Raw genomic sequence first — 20,398 nt, 5'->3', positions numbered from 1 at the left:
TTCGTATCCGAAGCGCGTTGGCCGCCGCTGTGCTTAGCGCCGCCGTCATCGCACCCGTAGCCGTCGGCACAGGCACGGCTCAGGCCGCCACAGTCCACTGTGCCCACCACACCACTGGCACTTGCGGCACCCACATCAAGCACCCCAAGGGCGTTATGGCCAAGTGCAAAGACGGCACCTGGTCGTACTCGAAGCACTTCTCCGGCACCTGCTCCCACCACCGCGGCGTGAAGTACTGGTTCAAGTAAGCCAGCCCGACGCGTGCAGCGTTGGCGTACCGGCACCTCGATTGCGCTATCGACGGGCAACCGGCAGCTGTATGCCGGTTGCCCTGGCCAGCTCAAACCTACCTCCGGCTGCGCGGAGAACTCATCTGCGTCATTCCCATGAAGCGCACCTCGAACGGGTCACCTCCGCGGGCACGGTGACCGAACCCGCCGTGAACTACGCGACGCAGCCTTCGTGGGCTCATCTCCGCGGGTTACGGGGAGCAGGGACCCTGCTGCTGTGGCGACGAGCCGCCGGAGGGACCATCGACACGGGAGGTGACGGCCGGCCGGGACTTGATATCTCAACATGACGCCCCGCCGTCCGGGACTCCGGCCGGCGAGCACGGCATACCCAGCGGCGGGCTCCCGTGCGGTACGGGAGCGCACGAGACCCCCGCCCGGGGCGTCCGGCCGTGCCCGCCAGCACAAGGCCCAGAGACCCCCGTAGCTGCCTGGTCATCCAACGCCCGCTGTTTCAGGTAACGTTCTTCGTGCTGCGAGCGGATTGCCCGACACCTCCGTGAAGTTGAGTAGCTGGCCGTCCTTAGTTGATGGACCATCTCGGACTGAGTCGCAGGCACGGAAATGGGCCGCAGAAACGCCCAGCGATCCCGAGCAAGCTTCCTCGGGACGTCGAACCAGAAGCCAGGCGCACAAAGATGCGCACAGTCAGAGGGTGAAATAGTCCAAGTCAGCCCTGGAAAGGCACCGAGAGCCTGACGTCGGCACGGCCTCAGCAGGACCACACGTCTGTATACGTGGTGGTCGGGCTGAGAGCTGCGTGCCACAGACTCCGACCGCCACCCGAAACGGGAAGTCGGAAGTGAAACTGTCTCCCGGTGTCAAACTGCTCGTGATCGTCATCTGCGTCTTGATCTCGCTCATCGTCGCCATCGTGGCGACCTGGATCAACCACTCCTCAGGAGCGCCAATCAGTGATGCAGTCCTCTATGGTGGCGGCGCGTTCGCTGGCTGCATGATTCTCTGCCTGGCTGCGCTGTCCACGTTCAGCGTGCTTTGACCGCGCACCGGAGCCCTGGAGAGTCGTCTCTCCAGGGCTCCGCGTAAGTCGGTCTTCTACTTGTCGGCGACGAAGGTGCCCAAGCCCAGCTCCGTGCGCACGATGCCGGTCGTCCGCAGGTGAGACAGGGCCTTCTGCTCGGTCGACGCGGCGATGTTGAACTGGGCGCTCAGCTCAACGATGCCCGGTACGCGGCTGCCTGGCGGACAGGTGCCGTCGGCCACGCGCGCCTCGATGATCGCGGCCACCTGCCACCGAATCGGACGACTTCGATCAAGATCCCCAGTCGTCCTCTGACCGTAAGAGAACGCCGATACCCGCGCTACCGCAGTATTACGCGAACACGCGACATCGCGATACCTGCTGGTCAGGCCGACGAGGGGACGGAATGCCATGCACGAGAAGCCGCAGACGATGTTGAGTCACGGAACATTGCGGTATCCGGCCGGCACTCTTTGTTGAAGACACGATCTCGGAGCGCACGGGCCACCTGGTCGGCGTGATCGAGGAACGCACCAAGGACGGCGGCAGGTGGTCAGCCGTCAGGCATTCATGTGCCCGGCCGGCGGGGGGCAGGAATGGGATACGCCCTTGGAGCGCATCAAGCCGGTGTCCGAGGTCGACATGGGTTAGCTACTCCCCCAGGTGATGGCGTCCCGAACGAGGTCTTCCCACCCCAGGTCGGCGGCCACCCTCAGCGCATCCTTGGCCACCACCGTGTCGCGAGCGATGCGCCGGACCTGGTGGGCGCCGATCCCGGCCTGAATGAGCAACGACTTGAGCTTGGCGTCATGCCCTGGAGCGAACTTGCTTTGGGTCGTCACGGCGCAGCCGGTGGCCTTCAGCTGCCACACCTTGTCACCGCTGACGTCCTCGTGCACCAGGACCTCGAAGTTGAAGCGAGCCCGACGGGAAGCACACGAGCGGAAGGCAGCCCAGCGGCAGGGACCGCAGTCCCAGCCCGCCTCATAGGCCGTCCCGGCCTCCGGTGGCACCATGGAGCGCACGAGACCCCTCCGGCCTCCCAGGGGCCCGGCGGGCACGCGAGAGGCCCCCGGAGATACCGCCGGGGGCCTCTCGCTGCTCAGCGGGTGGTGCCGCCGGGCTCGATTTCGTCCGGCTGGCGGCCCTCCTGCCCAGGCAAGAGGCGGTCGACCATCACCTCTGGGGTCGACTGCATGTCGAGCGCCTTCATCGCTGCGGCCGAGTTGAGCCGATCGCGCACCGCCGGGTCGTCGACGCGGTCGATGAAGGTCGTGGCGGTCTCCATCTTGTGGTCAAGGTCGATCTTGACGTCCATCCGGTCGGCCTGCTCGGTGACGTGGGCCCTGGCACGTCGTGCGTGAACCGCCAGCGCGCCACCGCCGCCTGTGATCAGCGCACCCGTCAGGAACGTCACGATCGGCAGGTAACTGAGGTCCGGATTCCCGGCGTGCACCAAGCCAAGGACAGCCGCAGTCAGGATGATGGCCGCGCCACCAGCCATGAACCACACGCTCAGCCTGAACGTCCACTCAGCTTGCTTGAGCGAGTGCTTCAGAAAGTCAAAGAAGAACTTCTGGCGCTGCTGAGCGAGGCTCTCGGCATCGGGCTTCTGATCGCCGCCCGACGAAACACCCATGTCCCGACCAACCTGGATGACATTATAGCCGCCGATCACGCCAATGTTTGCTACACCGCCCTGCGACACTGCATCCCGGCCCCGTTCATCCTCTGCTGGCACCGCATAACTCGGATCGTCCATGTCGTCTCTCGACATGCCATCCCCCTTCGACCTGGCCGCCGCTGCTCCAACTTCGGTCAGAGTAGCGGCGGCTCGGCCGTCAGGTGACGGGTTCGATCCGTCGCTCATGGAATAGGCCATACCTCAACATGCGAGCCCACCAGTCTCGAGTGCCGTGTTCCCAAGGGCCTTTCTGGTGATGCGAATGCGTGATGTGCTCGGGTTACCCTTCGCTGACGCTGACTTCGAGGAGGAACTCTTCGCGATTTCACCAATCTTGGCGCGGGCTCATCCCCGCGGGTGCGGGGAGCGGTAGTCCTCCACGAGAACGCCGTTGTCCAGACCGGGCTCATCCCCGCTCGCGCGGAGACCACTGCTGTTCAGGTGGCTGGGCCGGTGGTGGCGGCTTCTGTCTGCAGACCGTGAGAGGTGACCAGGCGGGCGCTTCCGTCGGCCAGTCGGTAGGACAGGCCCACTACGGCCGTGCGTCCGGCGGCAACTTGGTCGGCGAGGGCCCGGGAGCGGTCCAGGAGCAGGTCGACGGTGTGCCGAATGTGTTCGGCGATGATGTCGTCGTCGCTGGTGAGCCCGGCTGCGTGAGCGGCCAGGACGCTGGGGGTGACGCGTTCGATGACGTCGCGTACGTACCCGGTGGCGGCGACGCCGTCGGACAGGGCTGCACGGGTGGCTGCGACCGCGCCGCACGAGTCGTGGCCGAGCACCACGACCAGCGGGCAGTCCAGCACGCTCACCCCGTACTCGATGCTGCCCAACACCTCCGGACCCGCGACATGGCCCGCGGTGCGGACTACGAAAAGGTCGCCCAGGCCCTGGTCGAAGATGATCTCGGCGGCCAGGCGTGAGTCGGAGCAGCCGAAGAGCACGGCGAAGGGGCGCTGGCCGGGGGCCGTCTGGGCACGGCGTGCGGCATCCTGGTTCGGGTGCGCTGGGGCGCCGGCAACGAAGCGCTGGTTGCCGGCCAGCAGCAGCTCGACCGCTTCGGAGGGGGACGGAGGCGGGGCGTCAGTCATGCCAGCAGGCTACGGCCGACCCCAACCCGCCGCAGTACCGGGGCCGCCAAAGGCAGGCACAGGTGCAGCACCTGCTGACATCACCACGGTACCGGTGTCCGGGAACAGCGCCACCAGCTCAAGCTCTCACGCCGCATAGCTGTCTGCATGGATCGCGGTGATGCCGCGTGCGCGGGCTTGCTGGCTGGTGGACGGCATCGCCTGACTGGCTTCCACGCAGGGCGTCCGCGGCTGCGTTTGGGCAGGCTGAGGGTATGCCCGAGTCTCTGCCTCTCATCGTGGTGCACCCGCCGAGCCCCTCCGGGGGCCGTTGGGTGCGTGTCGCTGATGTGGACTGCGGTGTTGCTTACGGTGTGGTGGATTTGCTGGAGTTCCTGCGCCGGGCCGGTCTGGACCCCGAGGAAGTTCGGCTGAACGACCCGGCGATCAAATGGCGCGGGGGCGGGCCCCATGTCTGGGGCACTGAAGCCGTCTGACCGTACGGCAGGCACGTAGTGCGCTCTGGCTCCGCCGAGCGGACTGCGGGTTCTTCGGCGCGGGCGTCGTGTCCGACGCTGCCTCTCCTCGGGGGCGGTTCCCCGTGGTGGCCCGCTGCCGGAGCGGGCGCGGTAGTCGGTCTCCGGGGCCAGGTTGGGGCCATGGGGAGACATCCTCCTCTCCGTATCTGTCCGCCTGCCAGCAGTGGAGGACGCCCGGTGCTCCTCGGCGGCGTGGCGCTCGGTGTGGCCCGCAGCCGCGCTGATCTTCACAAGCTTCTGCGTCAGGCCGGCATCGACGACGAACTCATTGCCCTTGATGACGACAGGCTGATCGACTGGAAGGGCGGCGGGCCGGACGTGTGGGACTGAATCAGGCGGCCCGACCCGCGGCAGTCTCGCGGTTCTCCTCCCGCCGCGCTGACAGCGGGACTACGCCATCTGCCCCTCCGCATACGCAGGGTCCCGGAACCCGTGAGGTCATGGGGATACCACTCCGGCCGGAGTGGTGACCGCACACGCCCCAAGGAGACCAGATGGCAGCCTGCGATGTCTGCGGCAACGACTACGCGGCGGCCTTCGAGGTCCACATGGTCGGCGGCGCCGCCTACACCTTCGACAGCCTCGAATGCGCGGCGCACAAACTCGCTCCCCTCTGCGACCACTGCGGCTGCCGCATCCTGGGCCACGGCCACCAGACCGACGGAAAGTTCTTCTGTTGCGCCCACTGCGCCCGCGCCAAGGGCCACACCGCGCTCACCGACCACGCATGAACGACCACGGCCTCGTCCCCGCAGCCGACGTTCGCGCGGCGCGCCGCCACGGGCAGTAGTGCTCAGCATTGCGGGCGCACGGGGCGGGACCGCTGTGAGGAGGCAGCCGTGAAGCAACGGCGCACCGGCGCGGAGCCGGTGACCGCCCAGGGTCCTGTGCGATTGCGGCGGACCTTGGCGCCGGCGCGGTGGTGCTCCTCGTAGCACTGAGCTGCGGTTAGCGAGCGCAGTTCGTGGAGCGCCCCGTACCCGGAGTGCGCTGCAGATCAGGACAGTGGCTTGGGGGTGGTGGCGGGGGTGGAACAGCTTCGGGAGAAGGCGGTGGGGTCGGTCCGGGGACCGGCTCGGGCGGAGTCGGAGGCGGCCCGGGGCGGGCGGGGGTTCGGGCCGGTCAGGGCCGGGCGGGACCGGCGGGGGAGAGGTCATGCGAATCCCTTCTCACGATGCCCGTCACTGTCCCGGCGGGCCGCAGCTTCACGGGGTGAGGACTGTCTTGATCATTCCGTCTTCCTTGGCCTGGACGGTCTAGATCGTCTGGGAGGGCGCCGGGCCAGGCGTGTGGATGGGACGGTTCGCGCCTCAGGCCGCGGCAAGGTGCGGATGCGCGTTCGCCTCTCGGTTCTCACGGCAGCGGTGTTCCGCCGGTGGCGTTGACGATCTCTGCGGTGATGTAGCTGGCCTGCGGGGAGGCGAGAAAGACGTAGGCGGGGGCCATCTCCGCGGGCTGGGCCGGCCGTCCGAGGGGGGCTTGCCTGCCGAAGGTGGTGGTGTCCGGCATGGTCGCTGGGATCAGCGGTGTCCATACCGGTCCGGGAGCCACCGCGTTCACGCGGATGCCGTCGGAGGCCAGCATCTGTGCCAGTCCCTGGGTGAAGGTGACGATGGCCCCCTTTGTGGTGGCGTAGTCGAGCAGATGGGGGCTGGGCTTGTATGCCTGGACCGAAGCGGTGTTGATGATGCAGCCACCGGCGGGGATGTGCGGCAGCGCCATTTTGGACAGCCAGAACATCCCGTAGAGGTTGGTGCGCATCACCCGGTCGAACTGCTCGGTGGTGATGGCCTGGATCCCGTCGGGTTGCGACATCTGGTACGCCGCGTTGTTGACCAGGATGTCGATTCGGCCGAGCTCGGTGACGGCACGCTCGATAAGCAGCCGGCACTGCTCCTCTTCCCGGATGTCGCAGGCGATCGGTATGGCTCTGCGGCCTGCTTCGGTGACGAGTCGCGTGGTCGCTGCCGCTTCGTCCTCTTCGGCGGGCAGGAAGGTGAAGAGCACATCCGCGCCCTCCCGGGCGAACGCCAAGGCGACGGCCCGGCCGATGCCGGAGTCTCCTCCGGTGATCACCGTCTTGCGTCCTTCGAGGAGACCGCTGCCCCGGTAGGACTCCTCGCCGTGATCGGGCGGCGGGTCCATCGGCCCCGTCCAGCCCGGGTGGCTCTGGTCCTGCTGAGGGAATTCAGGCTGCGGATGCTTGCTGACCGGGTCCTCGGGGTCCCGTTCTTCAGCTGCCATCTCGACCTCCTGCTGCGTTCAGCCACCGGCCACGCCCGCCCAGACTCGTGCAACAGCGCCCCGGCTTGCGTCGGGCTGCGGTTTTACGGGGTGAGGACGGTCTTGATCATTCCGTCGTCCTTGGCCTGGAAGGTCTTGTACGCCTGGGGGCCGTCTTCGAGGGGGAGGGTGTGGGTGGCGAAGTGGTCGACGCCCAGGGCGTCCTCGTCGTTGAGCAGGGGCAGGATGTCGTCGACCCAGTGTTTGACGTTGGCCTGGCCCATCCTGAGCTGGATCTGCTTGTCGAACAGGGTGAGCATGGGCACGGGGTCGACGGCGCCGCCGTACACGCCTATGAGGGAGATGGTGCCCCCTCTACGCACTGCGTCCACGGCTGTGTTGAAGGCGGTCATGCTGTCCACGCCGGCGCGTGCCATGAGCTTTTCGCCCCAGGCGTCGGGCAGCACTGATGCCATGTTCTGCGCGGCGCGCGTGAGCGGGGCGCCGTGAGCCTCCATACCGACCGCCTCGATGACGGAGTCCGTGCCGCGGCCGTCGGTGAGCCGGCGGATCTCCTCCGCAAGGCCCTTGCCGTGATCGTTCAGGTCGAGGGTGTGGACGCCGCGTTCCCGGGCCCGTGCGAGGCGTTCGGGGACCAGGTCGACGCCGATGACCTTGCCCGCGTTCTGGTGGAGGGCGATGCGGGCGGCCATGTCGCCGATGGGGCCGAGTCCGAGGACGGTGACGCTTCCGCCCGGCGGGATGGCGGCGTAGGCGACGGCCTGCCAGGCCGTGGGCAGGACGTCGGAGAGGTAGACGAAGCGCTGGTCCGGCGGCCCTTTCGGAACCTTGATGGGGAGCGTGTTGCCGAACGGCACCCGGAGGAACTCTGCTTGTCCTCCGGGGACTTGGCCGTAGAGCTTGGTGAATCCGAAGAGGGAGGCGCCCATGCCCCGGTCGGTGACCTGGGTGGTCTCGCACTGTGATTGAAGGCCGCGCTGGCACATCCAGCACGTGCCGCAGGAGACGTTGAACGGAACAACCACGCGGTCGCCGACCGAGACCTCGGTGACCTCGGGGCCGGTCTCCTCGACGATGCCCATGGCCTCGTGCCCGAGGATGTCTCCGGGGTCAAGGTAGGGCCCGAAGATCTCGTAGAGGTGCAGATCCGACCCGCAGATGCCGGTGGAGGTGACACGCACGATGATGTCGGTCGGATCCTGGATTTTCGGGTCGGGGACGGTCTCCACACGCACGTCGCGCTTTCCGTGCCAGGTCAGAGCTCTCATCGCTACTCCTCGACAGTCCCCCTGGGCAAATGGTTACCCGCTACCACCATGCGTCCGCCCCCGGGCATACGCAGCGAAGAACAGACAGTGCGCGCCCGTCAACTCTCCGCATCTCCTTGCAGGCTCTGGCCGTGGCTCTGTTCGCGAGTTTCGACAGCGGTTGTTCGCCGCTTCGGGAGGCACCTGCACCCCTCCGTGATCGATGTTCATTGAGAAGTGACAGCACTCGTCCCGAGCGCCCGATGGCCTGCTGAAGGCCCCGGGACGGGGGTGCTGGTCGCGGATCGGGCATGGGTGGCGAACCGCGTGTGCCGGTCATCGGGGCTGGCTACTGTGGTGACTTTGTGTGGTTAGTGGTGGGCTTTACGTGAGTGTGCGGCGTAGGCTGGTTTCGGTGGGTCGCGGTGGGGGCTGCGGCCGGACCGGATGGGGAAGGTGGGGGATGCCGCGTTCGGTGCGTTATTCGGTCGCAGTGGTGGTGGCGGCCGTGGTGTTTGGGGTGTGTCTGTGGGGAGCACGGTCGGCTTCGTTCGGATAGATGCCCGAGGCGGAGGCTGACCGGTGGGTGGTGGCGACCGCGTTTGCTTCGGTGATGAGCACCGTGGCTGCCGCCGCGGTCGGCTGGTGGGCTGGACATGAGCAGCCCGGCCCGTCCCTGCCGTCGACGGAGCGCACGGTGTCGCAGCAAACCGTGGCGTCCGGCCGCGGTCGGACAGAGCAGGTTGGTGGCCATCAGAACGCCGGGGTCGGCAGTGTGCCAGGGAGTGTGCAGCAGGACGCGCAGGTGTCTGACGATGCTTCGGTCACCCAGGTCGGCGGGGATCAGCACACCAGGGTGGGGGACGATGAGCAGCAGTCACGGGCCTGACCGGACGTCCCAGCAGATCACCGCCTCCGGCCACGCACGGGCGAACCAGGTCGGGCGGGATCAGTACAACTACACCACGGTGTGGGGTCCGGGGAGCGGCCCCGCCCCGCAGGCGCTGGCCGCGCTGCCGGCAACTGTGGATCTGGTCGGCCGTAAGGAGCGCACCCGGGAGCTGCTGGATGTGCTCGATCCGTCCGGCCCGGGCCCCGGCATGGTGGTGGTGACGGGACTTGCAGGGGTCGGCAAGACTGCCTTGGCGCTGCACACTGCTCACGATGCCGTCGCCCGCGGCTGGTTCCCCGGCGGGACGCTGTTCGTGCACCTTCGGGGCTACGACCCGGCCGGACCGGTCAGCGGCGATCAGGCGCTGGAGGCGCTGCTGCGGGCCTTAGGTGTCCGGGAGGACGACCTGCCGCCCACGCGGGGGGAGCAGGAGAATCTGTATCGGTCGGAGCTGTCCCTCCGCGCCCGGGACGGGTCGGTGCTAATCGTTGCCGATGACGCCTCCAGCGCTGCCCAGCTGCGGCCTTTGTTGCCCGCGCATTCCGGGCACCGGCTGCTGGCTACCTCCCGCGACGCGCTGGTTGGCCCGGACGTCCCGGCCCGTCTGATCGGCCTGGACCAACTGAATGCCCAGTCGGCCGCCGGCCTCATCGCCGATGCTCTCACCCGGGCCCGGCCCGCAGACTCGCGTCCGCACCAAGATCCCCAAGCGATGCGGGAGGTGGCCGCGCACTGCGGGTACCTGCCGTTGGCATTGACGATCGCCGCGGCCCAGCTCACCGCCGACCCCGGACTGCCACTGACTGACCTGGCCGCCGACCTCGCCGACACCCGTACCCGATTGGAGGCCCTCCGCTACCAGGAGCACGGCGGGCGTTCCCTGGCGGTGCAGGCTGCCTTCGACCTGTCCTACCGGCGGCTGGACGATCAGCATGCGCGGCTGTTTCGGCTGCTGTCGCTCAACCCGGGTCTCGACCTGGCCACCGACACCGCCGCCGCCCTGGTCGGCCAGCCGGTGCGGCCCGCCCGGCAGAGCCTAGCCGCTCTGGCGCGGGCCGGACTGATCAGCGAGCAGCCCGTCGGCTCCGGCCGCTGGCGCATGCACGACCTGACTCGTCTGTATGCCGACAACCAGTGCCGGCGCCACGACACCGACCCTGCCCGGCAACAAGCCCTCAGCCGTCTCTTCGACTACTACCGCGACTGCACCCGCGCCGCCGATCACCGCCTGCGGGCTCTGCCCGGGCAGCGAGTTTCCGACCATTTCCTTGATCGCACCGCCGCCTTGGGCTGGCTGAATGCCGAACGTCTCAACCTCACCGCTACCGTTGCCCTCACCGCCGCCGCTGGCCACCCCGACATCACCACGTCCCTGGCCGGCAGCTTGAGCCCCTACCTGCACCAGTTCCGCTACTTCCACGACGCCCTCGCCACCGCACAGCACGCTCTCAGCGCCGCCCGTGAGCTCGGCGACCGCCACGGCGAAGACCGAGCGCTGAACTTCCGCGGCCTCGTCCTGCGCGAGGTGCGGCGGTTCGAGGAGGCCATCGACGTCCACACCCAGGGTCTGGCCATCTGTCGTGAGCTCGGCGACCGCCACCGCGAGGCCACGACGCGGAACAACCTCGGTCTCGCCCTGTATGAGGTGCGGCGGTTCGAGGAGGCCATCGATGCCCACACCCGCGCCGCCGCCATCTTCCGTGAGCTCGGTGACCGCCATCGCGAAGCCACGGCGCTGGGCAACCTCGGGCGCGCCCTGAATGAAGTGCGGCGGTTCGAGGAGGCCATCGACGTCCACACCCAGGATCTGGCCATCTGCCGTGAGCTCGGCGACCGCCACGGCGAAGCTCGGGCGCTGGGCAACCTCGGTCTCGCGCTGTATGAGGTGCGGCGGTTCGAGGAGGCCATCGACGCCCACAGCCGCGCCGCCGCCATCTACCGTGAGTTCGACGACCGCCACGGCGAAGCTCGGGCGCTGACCAACCTCGGCGTCGTGCAGGACGAGGTGCGGCGGTTCGAGGAGGCCATCGATGCCCACACCCGCGCCGCCGCCATCTACCGTGAGTTCGACGACCGCCACAGCGAGGCCGGAGCGCTGACCAACCTCGGCGCCGCACTATTTGAGGTGCGGCGGTTCGAGGAGGCCATCGACGCCCACAGCCGCGCCGCCGCCATCTTCCGGGAGTTCGACGACCGCCACGGCGAAGCCGCGGCGCTGGGCAACCTCGGCCTCGCCCAGGGCAAGATGCGTCGATCGCGAGGACTGCGGACACTATGGCGAAAGCTTGTACGCAGAAGCTGAACTCACGATTGCGGCTCATTGCGGTCTGGTGTCGCTACTCCGCTGCGCATGCTCTAACCGGCTTGGCAGGTGTCTCTGCCGCGGGTGCCATCGTCAAAGCTGCCTGTATACGGGCGACCATTGAGCACCTGCTCGCCCCTTGCGCGACTCTGACGCAGCCGGTGCTGCAGATGCGGGAACGTCGTGACGACGTTCGGATGTGCGTCGGCAGGTAGGAGCCACATACCACCCACCAGACATCGACAGCGGCCTCTCGGGCCGAGACCCGAGCAGCGTTCGAATCCCCTGTGTGCTCTGGTGCCTCCCGAAGTGGTGAACCTCTGCTTTCGGTTCTCATGCACAAAGCCATGGCCGGGATGCGAAGGCTCGGTCGGGTCTCCAGGCTGGAGGTAGGCAGCGCGGGTCCTACGGAGCCGCGGCAGCCCAGGTCGCGGTTTGCCCCTCGGTGCCACCGGAGCAGGAGGCGGCATGTCCAAGGACCGGAAGTCCTCGCACCCGGAATGGGCGAGGGCCCCAGTAGGCACAAGGGAAGCGAACAGCACGGGGCATCGCCCGACGTCGATGAGACCCGTCAGCAGGAGAACAAGAGCGCGCACTGGTCCTTCCACCCGGAGTGCTACGCGCCTGAGGCGGACCGCAGCAAGGAGGGCGCGGGGCAGGAGAAGGTGCCGCCGGCGCGCGAGGTGAAGAGCGAGACCAAGGGCGGCGAACGCCGCGCCGCGCAGAGTGATGAGAAGGGCATGCGCAAGGTCGGCACCAGGGGGCGCTCGCGCCGGCCGACCGGCACCCGGGACGCCGAGGCGCACACCGGAGTGGACCCGCAAAACCAGTGACGGCGGGCCCGGTCGGTGCTGTCAGCGCCGGTGCAGGAGGCCGTCCTTCTCGTACTGTGCCAGCGCCAGGCCGAGGCCGAAGAAGGTGGGAGCCCATTCGCCGACGAAGATGCCCCACCGGTCGGCCCGGTCCACATCGGCGGACTTCTCCAGCTTGGTGGAGGCGGCCCAGCTCAGGAACGAGATGCCGATGGACCCCAGAGCGGCGCAGTAGGCGTGCTCACTGCGCAGCCCGGCTTCGTGCAGCTTCTTGATGATCACAGCATTCTCCTCGGTGAAGGACGTCGGTCCTCAAAGAAGACCACCGCGACACGGCCCGCGCTCCTCGTGCTGCGCCGAATGCATGGACAACAACGACACCCGCGGCCGGACCCTGCCGCATCGCGCTCTGTCCCTCACCAGTGGTCGGCGTCGGCGGTGCTGCCCGACGGTGGTGGCGCGCCCGCCTCTTTCGTCGCCCGCGAGGTGGAGGAGCCCGCGGCGGTGGCGGGTGCACCGGCCGCCGCGCACACCAGGGCGTGGAGCCTGCGGCGGGCGTGGGGCTCCAGATCGGCGGAGTTCAGGTGGTGCGTGCTGTGCCTGACGAGCCGGACGATCTTCGTCTCGACTGCGGTTCGGGCACCGGTGACGACGAGCACGTGCCGTACCGCCGTGAGGTCTTCAGGGGTCAGGCCGGGGCAGCCGACACAATCGTCCAGGACAGCCAGGGAGGCTGCGTCGCCGTTGGCCAGGGCTCGCGCGCGGGCCAGGGCGACGAGAGGGGTGAGCTTGCCCTGCCGGATGTCGTCGCCCGAGGGCTTTCCGGTCTGCCCGGGGTCACCGAAGGCGCCGTGGAGGTCGTCGCGGAGCTGGAAGGCGATGCCGGCGCCGCGGCCAGCCGCCCGCAGCGCCCGGGCGGAGGTTGCGTCGGCGCCGGCCAGGGCGGCGCCGAGCGCCAGGGGCCGCTCCACCGAATACAAGGCGCTCTTGAGGTAGGCGATGCGGATCGCGTCGGACAGCGAGGTCGATCCGGTGGCCTGAGCGTGCAGGTCGAGGTATTGGCCTGCGGCCATCTCGATCCGCATGGCGGCCCACGTCTCCCGGACGCGGCGGCCGGTCTGTGCCGGCAGTTCGAGGTGGGCGACGGTGTCATCCGCCCAGGCCAGCGCGAGGTCGCCGCCGAGCAGGGCTCCAGCGACGCCCAGCGCCTCGCCCGCTCCCGGACGAGGGGCCGCGGCGTACTGGGCGGCGATGTCGACCTGCAGGGTAGGTCTGCCACGGCGAAGCCGGGAGGCATCCAACAAGTCGTCATGCACGAGCGCGCAGCTCTGGAGGAGTTCGAGTGCGGCAGCGAGACGCAGCGCGCGGCGGACCTGCTCGTGGTCGTGACCTGCCCGGCAGGCCCGCAAGGCCCACCACAGGAACTGTGACCGCATCCGCTTGCCGCCGCCGAGCGTGAACCGGACGACGCGCTCGGCGACATCACGCCCGAAGACCCCGTCCAGGCCACAGGCCGAACTCGCTCTCTCGCGCAGGACATCAGCGAGCACGGAGCCGACGGCAGCCGCCACGTCCCGGTCGACGGATGCTGCTCCTCGCCACACCACCGCACGACGGCTTCTGGGTCCGCGGGCACGAGCGGGACCCGGAGGGTCCGGCTGCTGGCCCCTGGGGGAAGTTGGGAGATGCTCGGAGCGGGAGGGTTGCTGTGCCCCCATGTGGTGCATTCCCTCTCCTCTGTGCGCACTTTCGCAATGACCAGAAACGGACCACAGTTCACTCAGTCGATCGGTGAGCACTCTCCGGCACACGGGGCGTCGGGCCAGGACACCGCGTCGCGCCGCCGACTCTGCGGACTGGGACCTGTTACCCGGGGCCGAGGAGGCTTCAGTTGGGGTGTTGTCGGCCCTGTGCCGCCGGGTGCCCCGGGGGAGAGTGGGGTGGGCACAGGGCCGCCGGCCGGTGAGGGGTGGCCGGGACAACGGGCACGGAACGGATCGCACCCACCCTGATGGTCCTGCTTTCGGCGCGCACTGTCTGGGCGCCACGCCCGTAGGTCAGGCGGTTGGGGCAATTCCGGGCATGTTGGTGTCATGCGTGTGACGTCCGGGAACTCGTGGTGCGTGAGCCGGAGGAACCGGCTGCCGGAGGAGAGGCGGCGCGCTGTGGAGCATGACGGGGATGTAGTTGCGGAGCTGATCGCCGATCACCGGGAGGTCGAGGAGCTCTTCGCGCGGTTCGACCAGGCGCCCCCGGGCAGCGAGGACCGCAAGCGGCTCGTGGACGCTCTGACGATCGCGCTGGTGCGGCACTCCGTCGCCCAGGAGCAGTACCTCTACCCCGCGGTGCGCAAGCACCTCGACGGCGGCCACGCCCTGGCGGACAAGGCGCTCGCCGGCTATGCCCGCATCGAGCACCTGCTCAACGAGCTCCAGCGGCGCGAGGCCCTGGATGAGGACTTCGAGTACCTGGTGCGCAGGCTGCGCACCGAGGTGGGGGCGCACGTCGATGACGAGGAGAACAACCTGTACCTCCAGGTGCGCAGCAACGTCGATGCCGCCGTCCTGCAGGAGCTGGGCGACAAGATCCGCCGTTCGAAGAAGACCGCCCCCACACGCCCGCATCTCGCTGCCCCGGATGCGCAGCCGGCCGGTGAGGCGCTCGCGCCGGGCCTGGAGCTGGCGGGCCGTGTGCGTGACTACCGCACCGGCCGCCACCACACCTGAGCACAGGGACACCACGGGCCGTGTGCTGCGTCGGCCTTGTCGTCGGCCCTGTGCCGCCAGCCGCCCTGAATCGGGAGACGGACACAGGGCCGCCGGCCGGGGGAGACCGGCCGGGACGATGGGCACAGCACGCACCGCACCCGCGGTGATCTTCCCGTATCCCGGAGTGAAGGCGCGAGTGCCACGCCCGGCGCTCGGCAGGCGGGGCAATTGCGCACATACCGGTGTTGTGAGTCGCCGGTCCGGGAAGGGGTGTTCCGACGTCAGCCGGAGCGGCCGGGTGCCGACGTGGGCCGTCCCTCCATGCCCGGGCCTCCCATCGGCAAGCTGTCTGCCTCGGACCTCCACCCTTTCACGGGCCCCGTCAGAGGTGTGCAGTACGCCGAGGCCGCGTCGCCCGGGACGCCGAGACGAGGGGGGTCCTCGCAGCCGGTCGGCGCAGCTCCCCTGGCGCCCGGTCCTGATCAGGCGTGGACTGGTAACGAAGGGTGCATCCACCCCGGACAGCTGACCGATGAATGGGATGGGCAGTCATGCCTGCAGGAGCCAGTGAAAAGCGTGAGCGGCAGTACGAGCACATCAAGGATCAGGCCGAGGAGCGCGGCATGTCCGACAAGCGCGCCAAGGAGATCGCCGCCCGCACCGTGAACAAGGAACGCGCCCGATCCGGCGAGGCGAAGTCCGCCAGCAAGACCTCCCTGCGCGATCCGAAGTCCGCACCCCAGCGCGGCGGAGAGCGCTCCCACAAGGGACCGGGCGGCCCCACGCGCGACCAGCTCTACGAAGAGGCCAAGAAGAAGAACGTCGAGGGCCGCTCCCACATGAACAAGGAACAGCTGCGCCGGGCCGTCGGCCGCTGAACCATGCACAGAAGCCGGCCCCGGGCAGCAGGGACGACCGGAGTCGGCACCGACGCTGCACGGCTTGTCAGAGCGCACTGAGACGTCATCCGCCCCGGTCAGGCGATTGCATGCGATCTGTTTCGCCCGGCCAGTGGGCGAGCCGGGCGACAGTGCAGCAGCTAGCATGGCGGAAAGGGAAAGCGGGCTCGAATCCGTAATCGAGTCCGAGCCCGCCAGCGCTCCGTGGGGACGGTGTGCGCGCCGGTTCAACGAAGCTTCGCCGCAGGAGTTACGGCCCGCCCGAATGATGGTGCCCGGGGTCGCGCAATGCCTATCGGGAGAGGCTGGCTCTCTCCCGCGGAGCCCCGGGCGGGGCGCAGTGCGGCGTGGACGCGACGAGTTGTTTGGTGCCAGCCTCGGTGACCGGGGGTGCGGACCCAGTCCGTATCACTCGGCAAGCGTTCTGAGTCTCCATGGGCGTGGCAGACCGAGAAGGTAGCGGTCACTGAGGGCTTCCGTCTCCCAGGCGGGCAGGTTCATGACGTACAAGCGGACGCCGGGGGGCGCCGCGGCGCTCTCGGACTCGCAGGTCTCCTGAGGCATTGCTTCGGCCAGACGTCTGATGGTCGCGGCCGCAGCCTGATACGGAGCGGCAGGCAACGTGCCCGCGTCTTTCTGGGCCGTGGCGGCTTCTGCGAGAGACATTAGAAGTTGGTCGTCCAGGTACCGCGCCTCGTGAATCCAGGACGGATCGCCGGGCAGTACACACAGCCGGTCCGGTGTGGGTTCTTGCGAAGTCGTCATCCTCCAGCGTTGCATCTGGCTTCGTGAGCCATCCGGGTGATTGCTCCGACGTCATCCGAATGGCCGCCCTTCGGGCTCGGGGCGAGCCTGCGCAGCGCTGAGGGCCGCAACACGGAAAGCGGTCCGCCCACACCGACACTGCCCCGGGCCCCGCCCGACCTGGAAGTTGCCCTGATGGCTGCGGAAAACGAACTCGGGGCCCAACGAAACACAGCCATCAACGCGAAGCAGTCGATCTTGCGACTCCGGGGACCGGTGGAACCCTCCTTGGCGCTGAGATGGACCACGGCCGTTGCCGGTGGCTTGTGCTTCTAAGATTGCGAGGGTGACGGCAAGAAACAGTGACATCGAGAAGGCGGCCGGTGTGCTGCGTGCCGGCGGCCTGGTCGCCCTCCCGACCGAAACCGTCTACGGCCTGGGCGCCAACGCCGAGGACCCCGCCGCCATCGCGCGCATCTTCCAGGTCAAGGGCCGTCCGCCCTCCCATCCGCTGATCGTCCACATCGGGGGCGCGGAGGATCTGGACGACTGGGTCCAGGACGTGCCCGCGACGGCGCGCCTGCTGGCCGAGCACTTCTGGCCGGGACCACTCACGCTGGTCCTGCGGCGTGGTCCCCGCGTGCCCCTCGAAGCGACCGGTGGCCTGGAGACGGTGGCGGTGCGCGTGCCCGACCACCCCGTCGCACTCGCGCTGCTGTCGGCCTTCGGCGGCGGTGTCACGGCCCCGTCCGCCAACCGCTTCGGCTCGGTCAGCCCCACGACGACGGACCATGTCCGTGCCGAACTCGGCGACGCCGTCGACTTCGTGCTGGACGGCGGCCCCTGCGAGGTCGGCGTCGAGTCGACCATCGTCGACGCCACAGGCGATGTCCCGAGCGTCCTTCGGCCGGGCGGGGTGACGCGCGAAAACCTCGAAGAGGTACTCGGGCGCCCGCTTGAAGTTCCCTCGACGAGCCGTGTTCGGGTGCCGGGCCAGCATCCTTCGCACTACGCGCCGCGTGCGCGGGTCGTCCTCGTCGAGCCGGAGAAGATTGTCTGCGAAGCGGAGCTGGCGCAGGAGCTGGGGCACCAGGTGGGCGTCTTTGTGCCTGCCTCCTTCGCCGACGCTCCGGTGAAGGCGCACGCCGTGGTGGCGGTCCCCCGTTCGATGGACGCCTACGCGCGCGGGCTGTACGGATTCCTGCGCGAACTCGACCAGCAAGGGTGCGACCTCATCATCGCGTCCTTGCCCGCAGAAGAGGGGCTGGGACCGGCGATCGCCAACCGACTCCGCCGCGCCGCGGGTCCCCGACCCACCGTGTGACCAACACCGACGCTCTGCCTCACCACCCCCGGCACCTGCGGCCGGACGGACCCGTGGCGGCGCCCGCCGGTCAGGCAGACCGGGCACAGCTCGTGCCAGCCGCCGGTGCCGACCGCACCCCCTGCACACCTCGCCCCGCCAGACCGGAGCCGGGGCGTGCTAGACGCACGGTCGGCTCCGTGAGCCACCGCAGACCCCTCCATGGAGTTCACACGGTGAACCCGGCGGATTCCTAACCCCAGGGCCTCCGAATCACCGCGACCACGCCGAGCAGCACGGCCGGGCGGTCAGGACGCTGCGGGGGCCACCGCGTCGAGGCCGCGAGCGGCGACCAGCTGTGCACTGCCGTCGGCCAGGCGGTAGCACAGGCCCACCACCGCGGCCTGGCCGGCGGCGACCTTCTCGGCGAGCACCCGGGAGCGGTCCAGCAGCAAGTCGACGGTGCGCCTAATGTGCTCAGCCAAAATCTCCTCGGGCTCCACGTGGCCGGCGGCCCGGGCGGCCAACACGCTGGGCGTCACGCGCTCGACAACGTCCCCGATGTACCCGGCCGGTGTCACGCCGTTCTCCAGGGCAGCGCACGCTGCGCCCACCGCGCCGCACGAGTCATGGCCAAGAACCACCACCAGCGGGGAGTCCAGCACGTCCACCCCGTACTCGATGCTGCCCAGCACTTCCGCACCCATGACGTGGCCTGCAGTGCGGACCACGAAGAGATCGCCCAGGCCGCGATCGAAGATGATCTCGGCGGCCAGCCGGGAGTCGGAGCACCCGAACAGCACCGCGAAAGGTTGCTGGGACGGAGCGATCGCGGCGCGGCGGGTGGCGTCCTGGTTGGGGTGCTCGGGGGTGCCGGCGACGAAACGCTGATTACCGGCCAGCAGCAGCTCGAAGGCGTCGCGGGGCTTCGGGGTCTTGATCTCGGTCATGGTCGCAGCCTAGAACCCGGCACCCGCCGCCGCATGGCCGGTTCGGCCCGAGCTCGCTGGCGCGGGCCAGGCTGACGGCGTTGCCATAACCCCAGGCGTCGGGCGAGGGCGGCCTCGACTGCTTGGGCCGACCGCGAGTCCTTCATTCCGTTCCAGGAAACCGCCGACACGGCGGCGTTCGCCAGTGTGCACCCCGACGCAAGGAGTGCCGCGTGCAGGGGCTTCCTGCGGCAGCAGCTGGCCCTCGACCAACCGCTCACCGGCGTTCCGAGCACCGCGCGGGGTGGCGCTCGGCGTCCAGCTGCCGCGAGGGGCGCTCCCACTCCGGCGGAGCCGATCGTCAGCCCGGCCGCCGCCGACAGCAAGAAGACCTTCGGGTTGGCCAGCGAAAGCACCAGGCCCAGGCGCAGGGCCTTGAGCGGTGTGGCGTCCGTCAGCGACCGTATCCAGGCCGGAGTCCCCTTCTTCGCGCCGGAGCGCCACCGTCGCACGGCGAGAAGCGAGAAGAAGGAGAATTGCGGCGAGGCCGACTTTGGTCCAGGACGCCCAGGTGGCCGTCTTCTCACGAACCTCGATGCTGGTGGCGAGCACGGCGAGCATGGCGAGCACCGACGCAACCACTGCGATTCCGCCCGTCCAACCGGCCAGGAAGCCCCCGCTGGTCGCCCTGGCCCGGGGCGTGAACAGCAGGAGGATCGCCGGAAGGGAAACGGCGAGTGCGCGATGCCCAGTGCACTCCGGCACGGCGGGGGCTCTGCTCCCAGGGGGCACCGCACGAGCGGGCGCTCACCACGACCGGCAGGGGGCTTGAGCTGCGGCGCACCTCCGTCCGGGGCGGTGCGCCGCAGTCCGCGGCTGTGACCAGGCCGCACGGCGAACGTAGCGGCAACGGTGTGCGGGGGCGATGCGGAAGGCCCGTACGGGGGTGGGCCGTCTGGTCGGAGGGCCTGTGGGAAGGACTTCGTGATGCTCGGGTCTCCGGCCCGGTGACGCACGCACGGGGAGACGATGGCGGCCGGACCGGAGACCTGGCCGCGACACTAGGCAAATCGGAATCGGGCCGCGAGTGACGCGCGGTTGGTGGGCGGAGCATCGCTCTTCGAGAGCCTGAATCCCCCCCCCGCAACGTGACGGGGGCTGCTGCGTGGCTTACGGGCAGGCGCTGAAGACCCTGGTGAGGCGCGAGATGGCCCGCTGGAACCGATACGTTACGGAGTCGGTCCCATGGTGGGCGCACCGGCGCGAGGCACGTTCCCCGGCCGGCTACCCGTGCGTGGCGGCGAAAGAGATTGGGAGTGGTAGGTGTGAGCGGTCCGGTCGGCAGGGCGTTATTGGACGTGGTGAAGAGCCGGGAGGGCCGGCTCTATATCGCGGCGGAGGGCGTCGGCGGTCTGCTGCGCGGGATCGCCGAGGAGTACACGGCGCTCGCCGGGCCGGGCGGGTCCGTACGGGTGCTGGGCGACGGCGAGGAGGTGGAGCTGGACTGCACCACTCTGTCCGCCCTCGCCGCGATGCTCAACGCCCAGGCCGACGACCTCGACATCCAGCTCATCCACATGGCCGGCCAGCCCAATCCACACCATCCCTGAGCGCGCCCGGCCGACGGGCTCTGTCGATGATGAAGAGCACCGTCAATTCAGGCCAGCTCGCGACACCGCGCCGCGCCGCCCCGTCCTCCTCCCTACGCCTCGCAGAAGGGCCCCTGTGGCGGTGATGTTGATGGCGGCCGGCGAGG

22 protein-coding genes are annotated in these 20,398 nt (G+C 69.1%); 12 read left to right on the top strand and 10 right to left on the bottom strand.

The window, feature by feature from the left end; all coding sequences use genetic code 11:
* Positions 1–29 precede the first annotated feature (29 nt).
* Positions 30–248: a DUF3761 domain-containing protein gene (locus tag ACWC9R_RS10260; RefSeq protein WP_361328358.1), complete on the top strand. Its 219-nt coding sequence runs from the start codon at positions 30–32 to the stop codon at positions 246–248.
* Positions 249–1,092: 844 nt separating this feature from the next.
* Complete coding sequence (locus tag ACWC9R_RS10255; RefSeq protein ID WP_450730233.1) at positions 1,093–1,290, top strand: hypothetical protein; 198 nt, start codon at positions 1,093–1,095, stop codon at positions 1,288–1,290.
* A 56-nt stretch (positions 1,291–1,346) separates the two neighbouring features.
* Here the strand turns inward: ACWC9R_RS10255 and ACWC9R_RS10250 are convergent, their stop codons facing one another.
* The 4 genes from ACWC9R_RS10250 to ACWC9R_RS10235 all read right to left on the bottom strand — a co-directional run bounded on the left by ACWC9R_RS10250 (position 1,347) and on the right by ACWC9R_RS10235 (position 4,044).
* Complete coding sequence (locus ACWC9R_RS10250) at positions 1,347–1,538, bottom strand: GntR family transcriptional regulator (protein WP_450730232.1); 192 nt, start codon at positions 1,536–1,538, stop codon at positions 1,347–1,349.
* A gap of 381 nt (positions 1,539–1,919) precedes the next feature.
* Positions 1,920–2,288: a hypothetical protein gene (locus ACWC9R_RS10245; RefSeq protein ID WP_450730406.1), complete on the bottom strand. Its 369-nt coding sequence runs from the start codon at positions 2,286–2,288 to the stop codon at positions 1,920–1,922.
* 86 nt (positions 2,289–2,374) lie between these two features.
* Positions 2,375–3,049 carry a TRADD-N-associated membrane domain-containing protein gene (locus tag ACWC9R_RS10240; RefSeq protein WP_450730230.1) on the bottom strand — a complete coding sequence of 225 codons (675 nt, stop codon included), beginning with the start codon at positions 3,047–3,049 and terminating at the stop codon, positions 2,375–2,377.
* Positions 3,050–3,393: 344 nt separating this feature from the next.
* Positions 3,394–4,044 carry a carbonic anhydrase gene (locus ACWC9R_RS10235; protein WP_450730228.1) on the bottom strand — a complete coding sequence of 217 codons (651 nt, stop codon included), beginning with the start codon at positions 4,042–4,044 and terminating at the stop codon, positions 3,394–3,396.
* A 254-nt stretch (positions 4,045–4,298) separates the two neighbouring features.
* Between ACWC9R_RS10235 and ACWC9R_RS10230 the strand changes: the two genes are divergently transcribed.
* The 3 genes from ACWC9R_RS10230 (at position 4,299) to ACWC9R_RS10220 (ending at position 5,293) form a co-directional block, all read left to right on the top strand.
* A complete protein-coding gene (locus tag ACWC9R_RS10230) occupies positions 4,299–4,520 on the top strand; it encodes a hypothetical protein (protein ID WP_361328193.1) in 222 nt (73 codons plus the stop codon).
* Between the two features lie 219 nt (positions 4,521–4,739).
* Positions 4,740–4,892, top strand: coding sequence for a hypothetical protein (locus ACWC9R_RS10225; protein ID WP_450730226.1), 153 nt, complete (start codon positions 4,740–4,742; stop codon positions 4,890–4,892).
* Positions 4,893–5,056: 164 nt separating this feature from the next.
* Entirely contained in the window at positions 5,057–5,293 is a 237-nt protein-coding gene (locus tag ACWC9R_RS10220) for a hypothetical protein (RefSeq protein ID WP_450730224.1), read from the top strand.
* 622 nt (positions 5,294–5,915) lie between these two features.
* On the opposite strand, the gene ACWC9R_RS10215 is transcribed toward ACWC9R_RS10220, so the two are convergent.
* Together ACWC9R_RS10215 and ACWC9R_RS10210 are read right to left on the bottom strand one after the other, a co-directional pair.
* Positions 5,916–6,806 (bottom strand): SDR family oxidoreductase, encoded by an 891-nt coding sequence (locus ACWC9R_RS10215; RefSeq protein WP_450730223.1) that lies wholly within the window; start codon positions 6,804–6,806, stop codon positions 5,916–5,918.
* Between the two features lie 83 nt (positions 6,807–6,889).
* Positions 6,890–8,074, bottom strand: coding sequence for a zinc-dependent alcohol dehydrogenase (locus tag ACWC9R_RS10210; RefSeq protein WP_450730221.1), 1,185 nt, complete (start codon positions 8,072–8,074; stop codon positions 6,890–6,892).
* Between the two features lie 538 nt (positions 8,075–8,612).
* On the opposite strand from ACWC9R_RS10210, the gene ACWC9R_RS10205 reads away from it, so the two are divergent.
* The 3 genes from ACWC9R_RS10205 (at position 8,613) to ACWC9R_RS10195 (ending at position 12,080) form a co-directional block, all read left to right on the top strand.
* Positions 8,613–8,942, top strand: a complete 330-nt coding sequence (locus ACWC9R_RS10205; protein ID WP_450730219.1) for a hypothetical protein — start codon at positions 8,613–8,615, stop codon at positions 8,940–8,942.
* Entirely contained in the window at positions 8,920–11,247 is a 2,328-nt protein-coding gene (locus tag ACWC9R_RS10200) for an ATP-binding protein (RefSeq protein WP_450730218.1), read from the top strand. Before ACWC9R_RS10205 ends, ACWC9R_RS10200 begins: the two co-directional genes overlap by 23 nt.
* A gap of 500 nt (positions 11,248–11,747) precedes the next feature.
* Positions 11,748–12,080, top strand: coding sequence for a hypothetical protein (locus ACWC9R_RS10195; protein WP_450730216.1), 333 nt, complete (start codon positions 11,748–11,750; stop codon positions 12,078–12,080).
* A gap of 21 nt (positions 12,081–12,101) precedes the next feature.
* Here the strand turns inward: ACWC9R_RS10195 and ACWC9R_RS10190 are convergent, their stop codons facing one another.
* Both ACWC9R_RS10190 and ACWC9R_RS10185 read right to left on the bottom strand, forming a co-directional pair.
* Positions 12,102–12,341, bottom strand: a complete 240-nt coding sequence (locus tag ACWC9R_RS10190; protein ID WP_086715492.1) for a hypothetical protein — start codon at positions 12,339–12,341, stop codon at positions 12,102–12,104.
* Between the two features lie 134 nt (positions 12,342–12,475).
* Positions 12,476–13,777 (bottom strand): polyprenyl synthetase family protein, encoded by a 1,302-nt coding sequence (locus ACWC9R_RS10185; RefSeq protein ID WP_450730214.1) that lies wholly within the window; start codon positions 13,775–13,777, stop codon positions 12,476–12,478.
* Between the two features lie 447 nt (positions 13,778–14,224).
* Between ACWC9R_RS10185 and ACWC9R_RS10180 the strand changes: the two genes are divergently transcribed.
* The 3 genes from ACWC9R_RS10180 (at position 14,225) to ACWC9R_RS10170 (ending at position 17,734) form a co-directional block, all read left to right on the top strand.
* Positions 14,225–14,785: a hemerythrin domain-containing protein gene (locus ACWC9R_RS10180; RefSeq protein ID WP_450730212.1), complete on the top strand. Its 561-nt coding sequence runs from the start codon at positions 14,225–14,227 to the stop codon at positions 14,783–14,785.
* Positions 14,786–15,318: 533 nt separating this feature from the next.
* Positions 15,319–15,645 carry a plasmid stabilization protein gene (locus ACWC9R_RS10175; protein ID WP_450730210.1) on the top strand — a complete coding sequence of 109 codons (327 nt, stop codon included), beginning with the start codon at positions 15,319–15,321 and terminating at the stop codon, positions 15,643–15,645.
* A gap of 1,111 nt (positions 15,646–16,756) precedes the next feature.
* Complete coding sequence (locus tag ACWC9R_RS10170) at positions 16,757–17,734, top strand: L-threonylcarbamoyladenylate synthase (RefSeq protein WP_450730208.1); 978 nt, start codon at positions 16,757–16,759, stop codon at positions 17,732–17,734.
* Positions 17,735–18,021: 287 nt separating this feature from the next.
* Here ACWC9R_RS10170 and ACWC9R_RS10165 read toward each other — a convergent pair whose 3' ends face one another.
* Together ACWC9R_RS10165 and ACWC9R_RS10160 are read right to left on the bottom strand one after the other, a co-directional pair.
* On the bottom strand, positions 18,022–18,663 hold the full coding sequence (locus ACWC9R_RS10165; protein ID WP_450730206.1) for a carbonic anhydrase: 642 nt from the start codon (positions 18,661–18,663) through the stop codon (positions 18,022–18,024).
* A 9-nt stretch (positions 18,664–18,672) separates the two neighbouring features.
* Positions 18,673–19,407 (bottom strand): GAP family protein, encoded by a 735-nt coding sequence (locus ACWC9R_RS10160; RefSeq protein WP_450730205.1) that lies wholly within the window; start codon positions 19,405–19,407, stop codon positions 18,673–18,675.
* 593 nt (positions 19,408–20,000) lie between these two features.
* Here ACWC9R_RS10160 and ACWC9R_RS10155 point away from each other — a divergent pair.
* The gene (locus ACWC9R_RS10155) at positions 20,001–20,252 is read left to right on the top strand and encodes a hypothetical protein (RefSeq protein WP_450730204.1); all 252 of its coding nucleotides are present in this window, start codon (positions 20,001–20,003) and stop codon (positions 20,250–20,252) included.
* Positions 20,253–20,398: the final 146 nt, after the last annotated feature.

The organism is Streptomyces sp. NPDC001219, from assembly GCF_053597915.1.
The sequence above is the reverse complement of the archived record's forward strand: the minus strand, read 5'-3'. Positions and strand labels throughout refer to the sequence as shown.

What these genes read in the sequence shown, in the direction of transcription:
- ACWC9R_RS10240 (WP_450730230.1), bottom strand. Translation starts at nt 3,049, where the DNA reads ATGTCGAGAGACGACATGGACGATCCGAGTTATGCGGTGCCAGCAGAG.
- ACWC9R_RS10205 (WP_450730219.1), top strand. Translation starts at nt 8,613, where the DNA reads ATGCCCGAGGCGGAGGCTGACCGGTGGGTGGTGGCGACCGCGTTTGCT.
- ACWC9R_RS10235 (WP_450730228.1), bottom strand. Translation starts at nt 4,044, where the DNA reads ATGACTGACGCCCCGCCTCCGTCCCCCTCCGAAGCGGTCGAGCTGCTG.
- ACWC9R_RS10245 (WP_450730406.1), bottom strand. Translation starts at nt 2,288, where the DNA reads ATGGTGCCACCGGAGGCCGGGACGGCCTATGAGGCGGGCTGGGACTGC.
- ACWC9R_RS10175 (WP_450730210.1), top strand. Translation starts at nt 15,319, where the DNA reads ATGCCTGCAGGAGCCAGTGAAAAGCGTGAGCGGCAGTACGAGCACATC.
- ACWC9R_RS10215 (WP_450730223.1), bottom strand. Translation starts at nt 6,806, where the DNA reads ATGGCAGCTGAAGAACGGGACCCCGAGGACCCGGTCAGCAAGCATCCG.
- ACWC9R_RS10200 (WP_450730218.1), top strand. Translation starts at nt 8,920, where the DNA reads ATGAGCAGCAGTCACGGGCCTGACCGGACGTCCCAGCAGATCACCGCC.
- ACWC9R_RS10230 (WP_361328193.1), top strand. Translation starts at nt 4,299, where the DNA reads ATGCCCGAGTCTCTGCCTCTCATCGTGGTGCACCCGCCGAGCCCCTCC.
- ACWC9R_RS10210 (WP_450730221.1), bottom strand. Translation starts at nt 8,074, where the DNA reads ATGAGAGCTCTGACCTGGCACGGAAAGCGCGACGTGCGTGTGGAGACC.
- ACWC9R_RS10165 (WP_450730206.1), bottom strand. Translation starts at nt 18,663, where the DNA reads ATGACCGAGATCAAGACCCCGAAGCCCCGCGACGCCTTCGAGCTGCTG.
- ACWC9R_RS10195 (WP_450730216.1), top strand. Translation starts at nt 11,748, where the DNA reads ATGGGCGAGGGCCCCAGTAGGCACAAGGGAAGCGAACAGCACGGGGCA.
- ACWC9R_RS10220 (WP_450730224.1), top strand. Translation starts at nt 5,057, where the DNA reads ATGGCAGCCTGCGATGTCTGCGGCAACGACTACGCGGCGGCCTTCGAG.
- ACWC9R_RS10185 (WP_450730214.1), bottom strand. Translation starts at nt 13,777, where the DNA reads ATGGGGGCACAGCAACCCTCCCGCTCCGAGCATCTCCCAACTTCCCCC.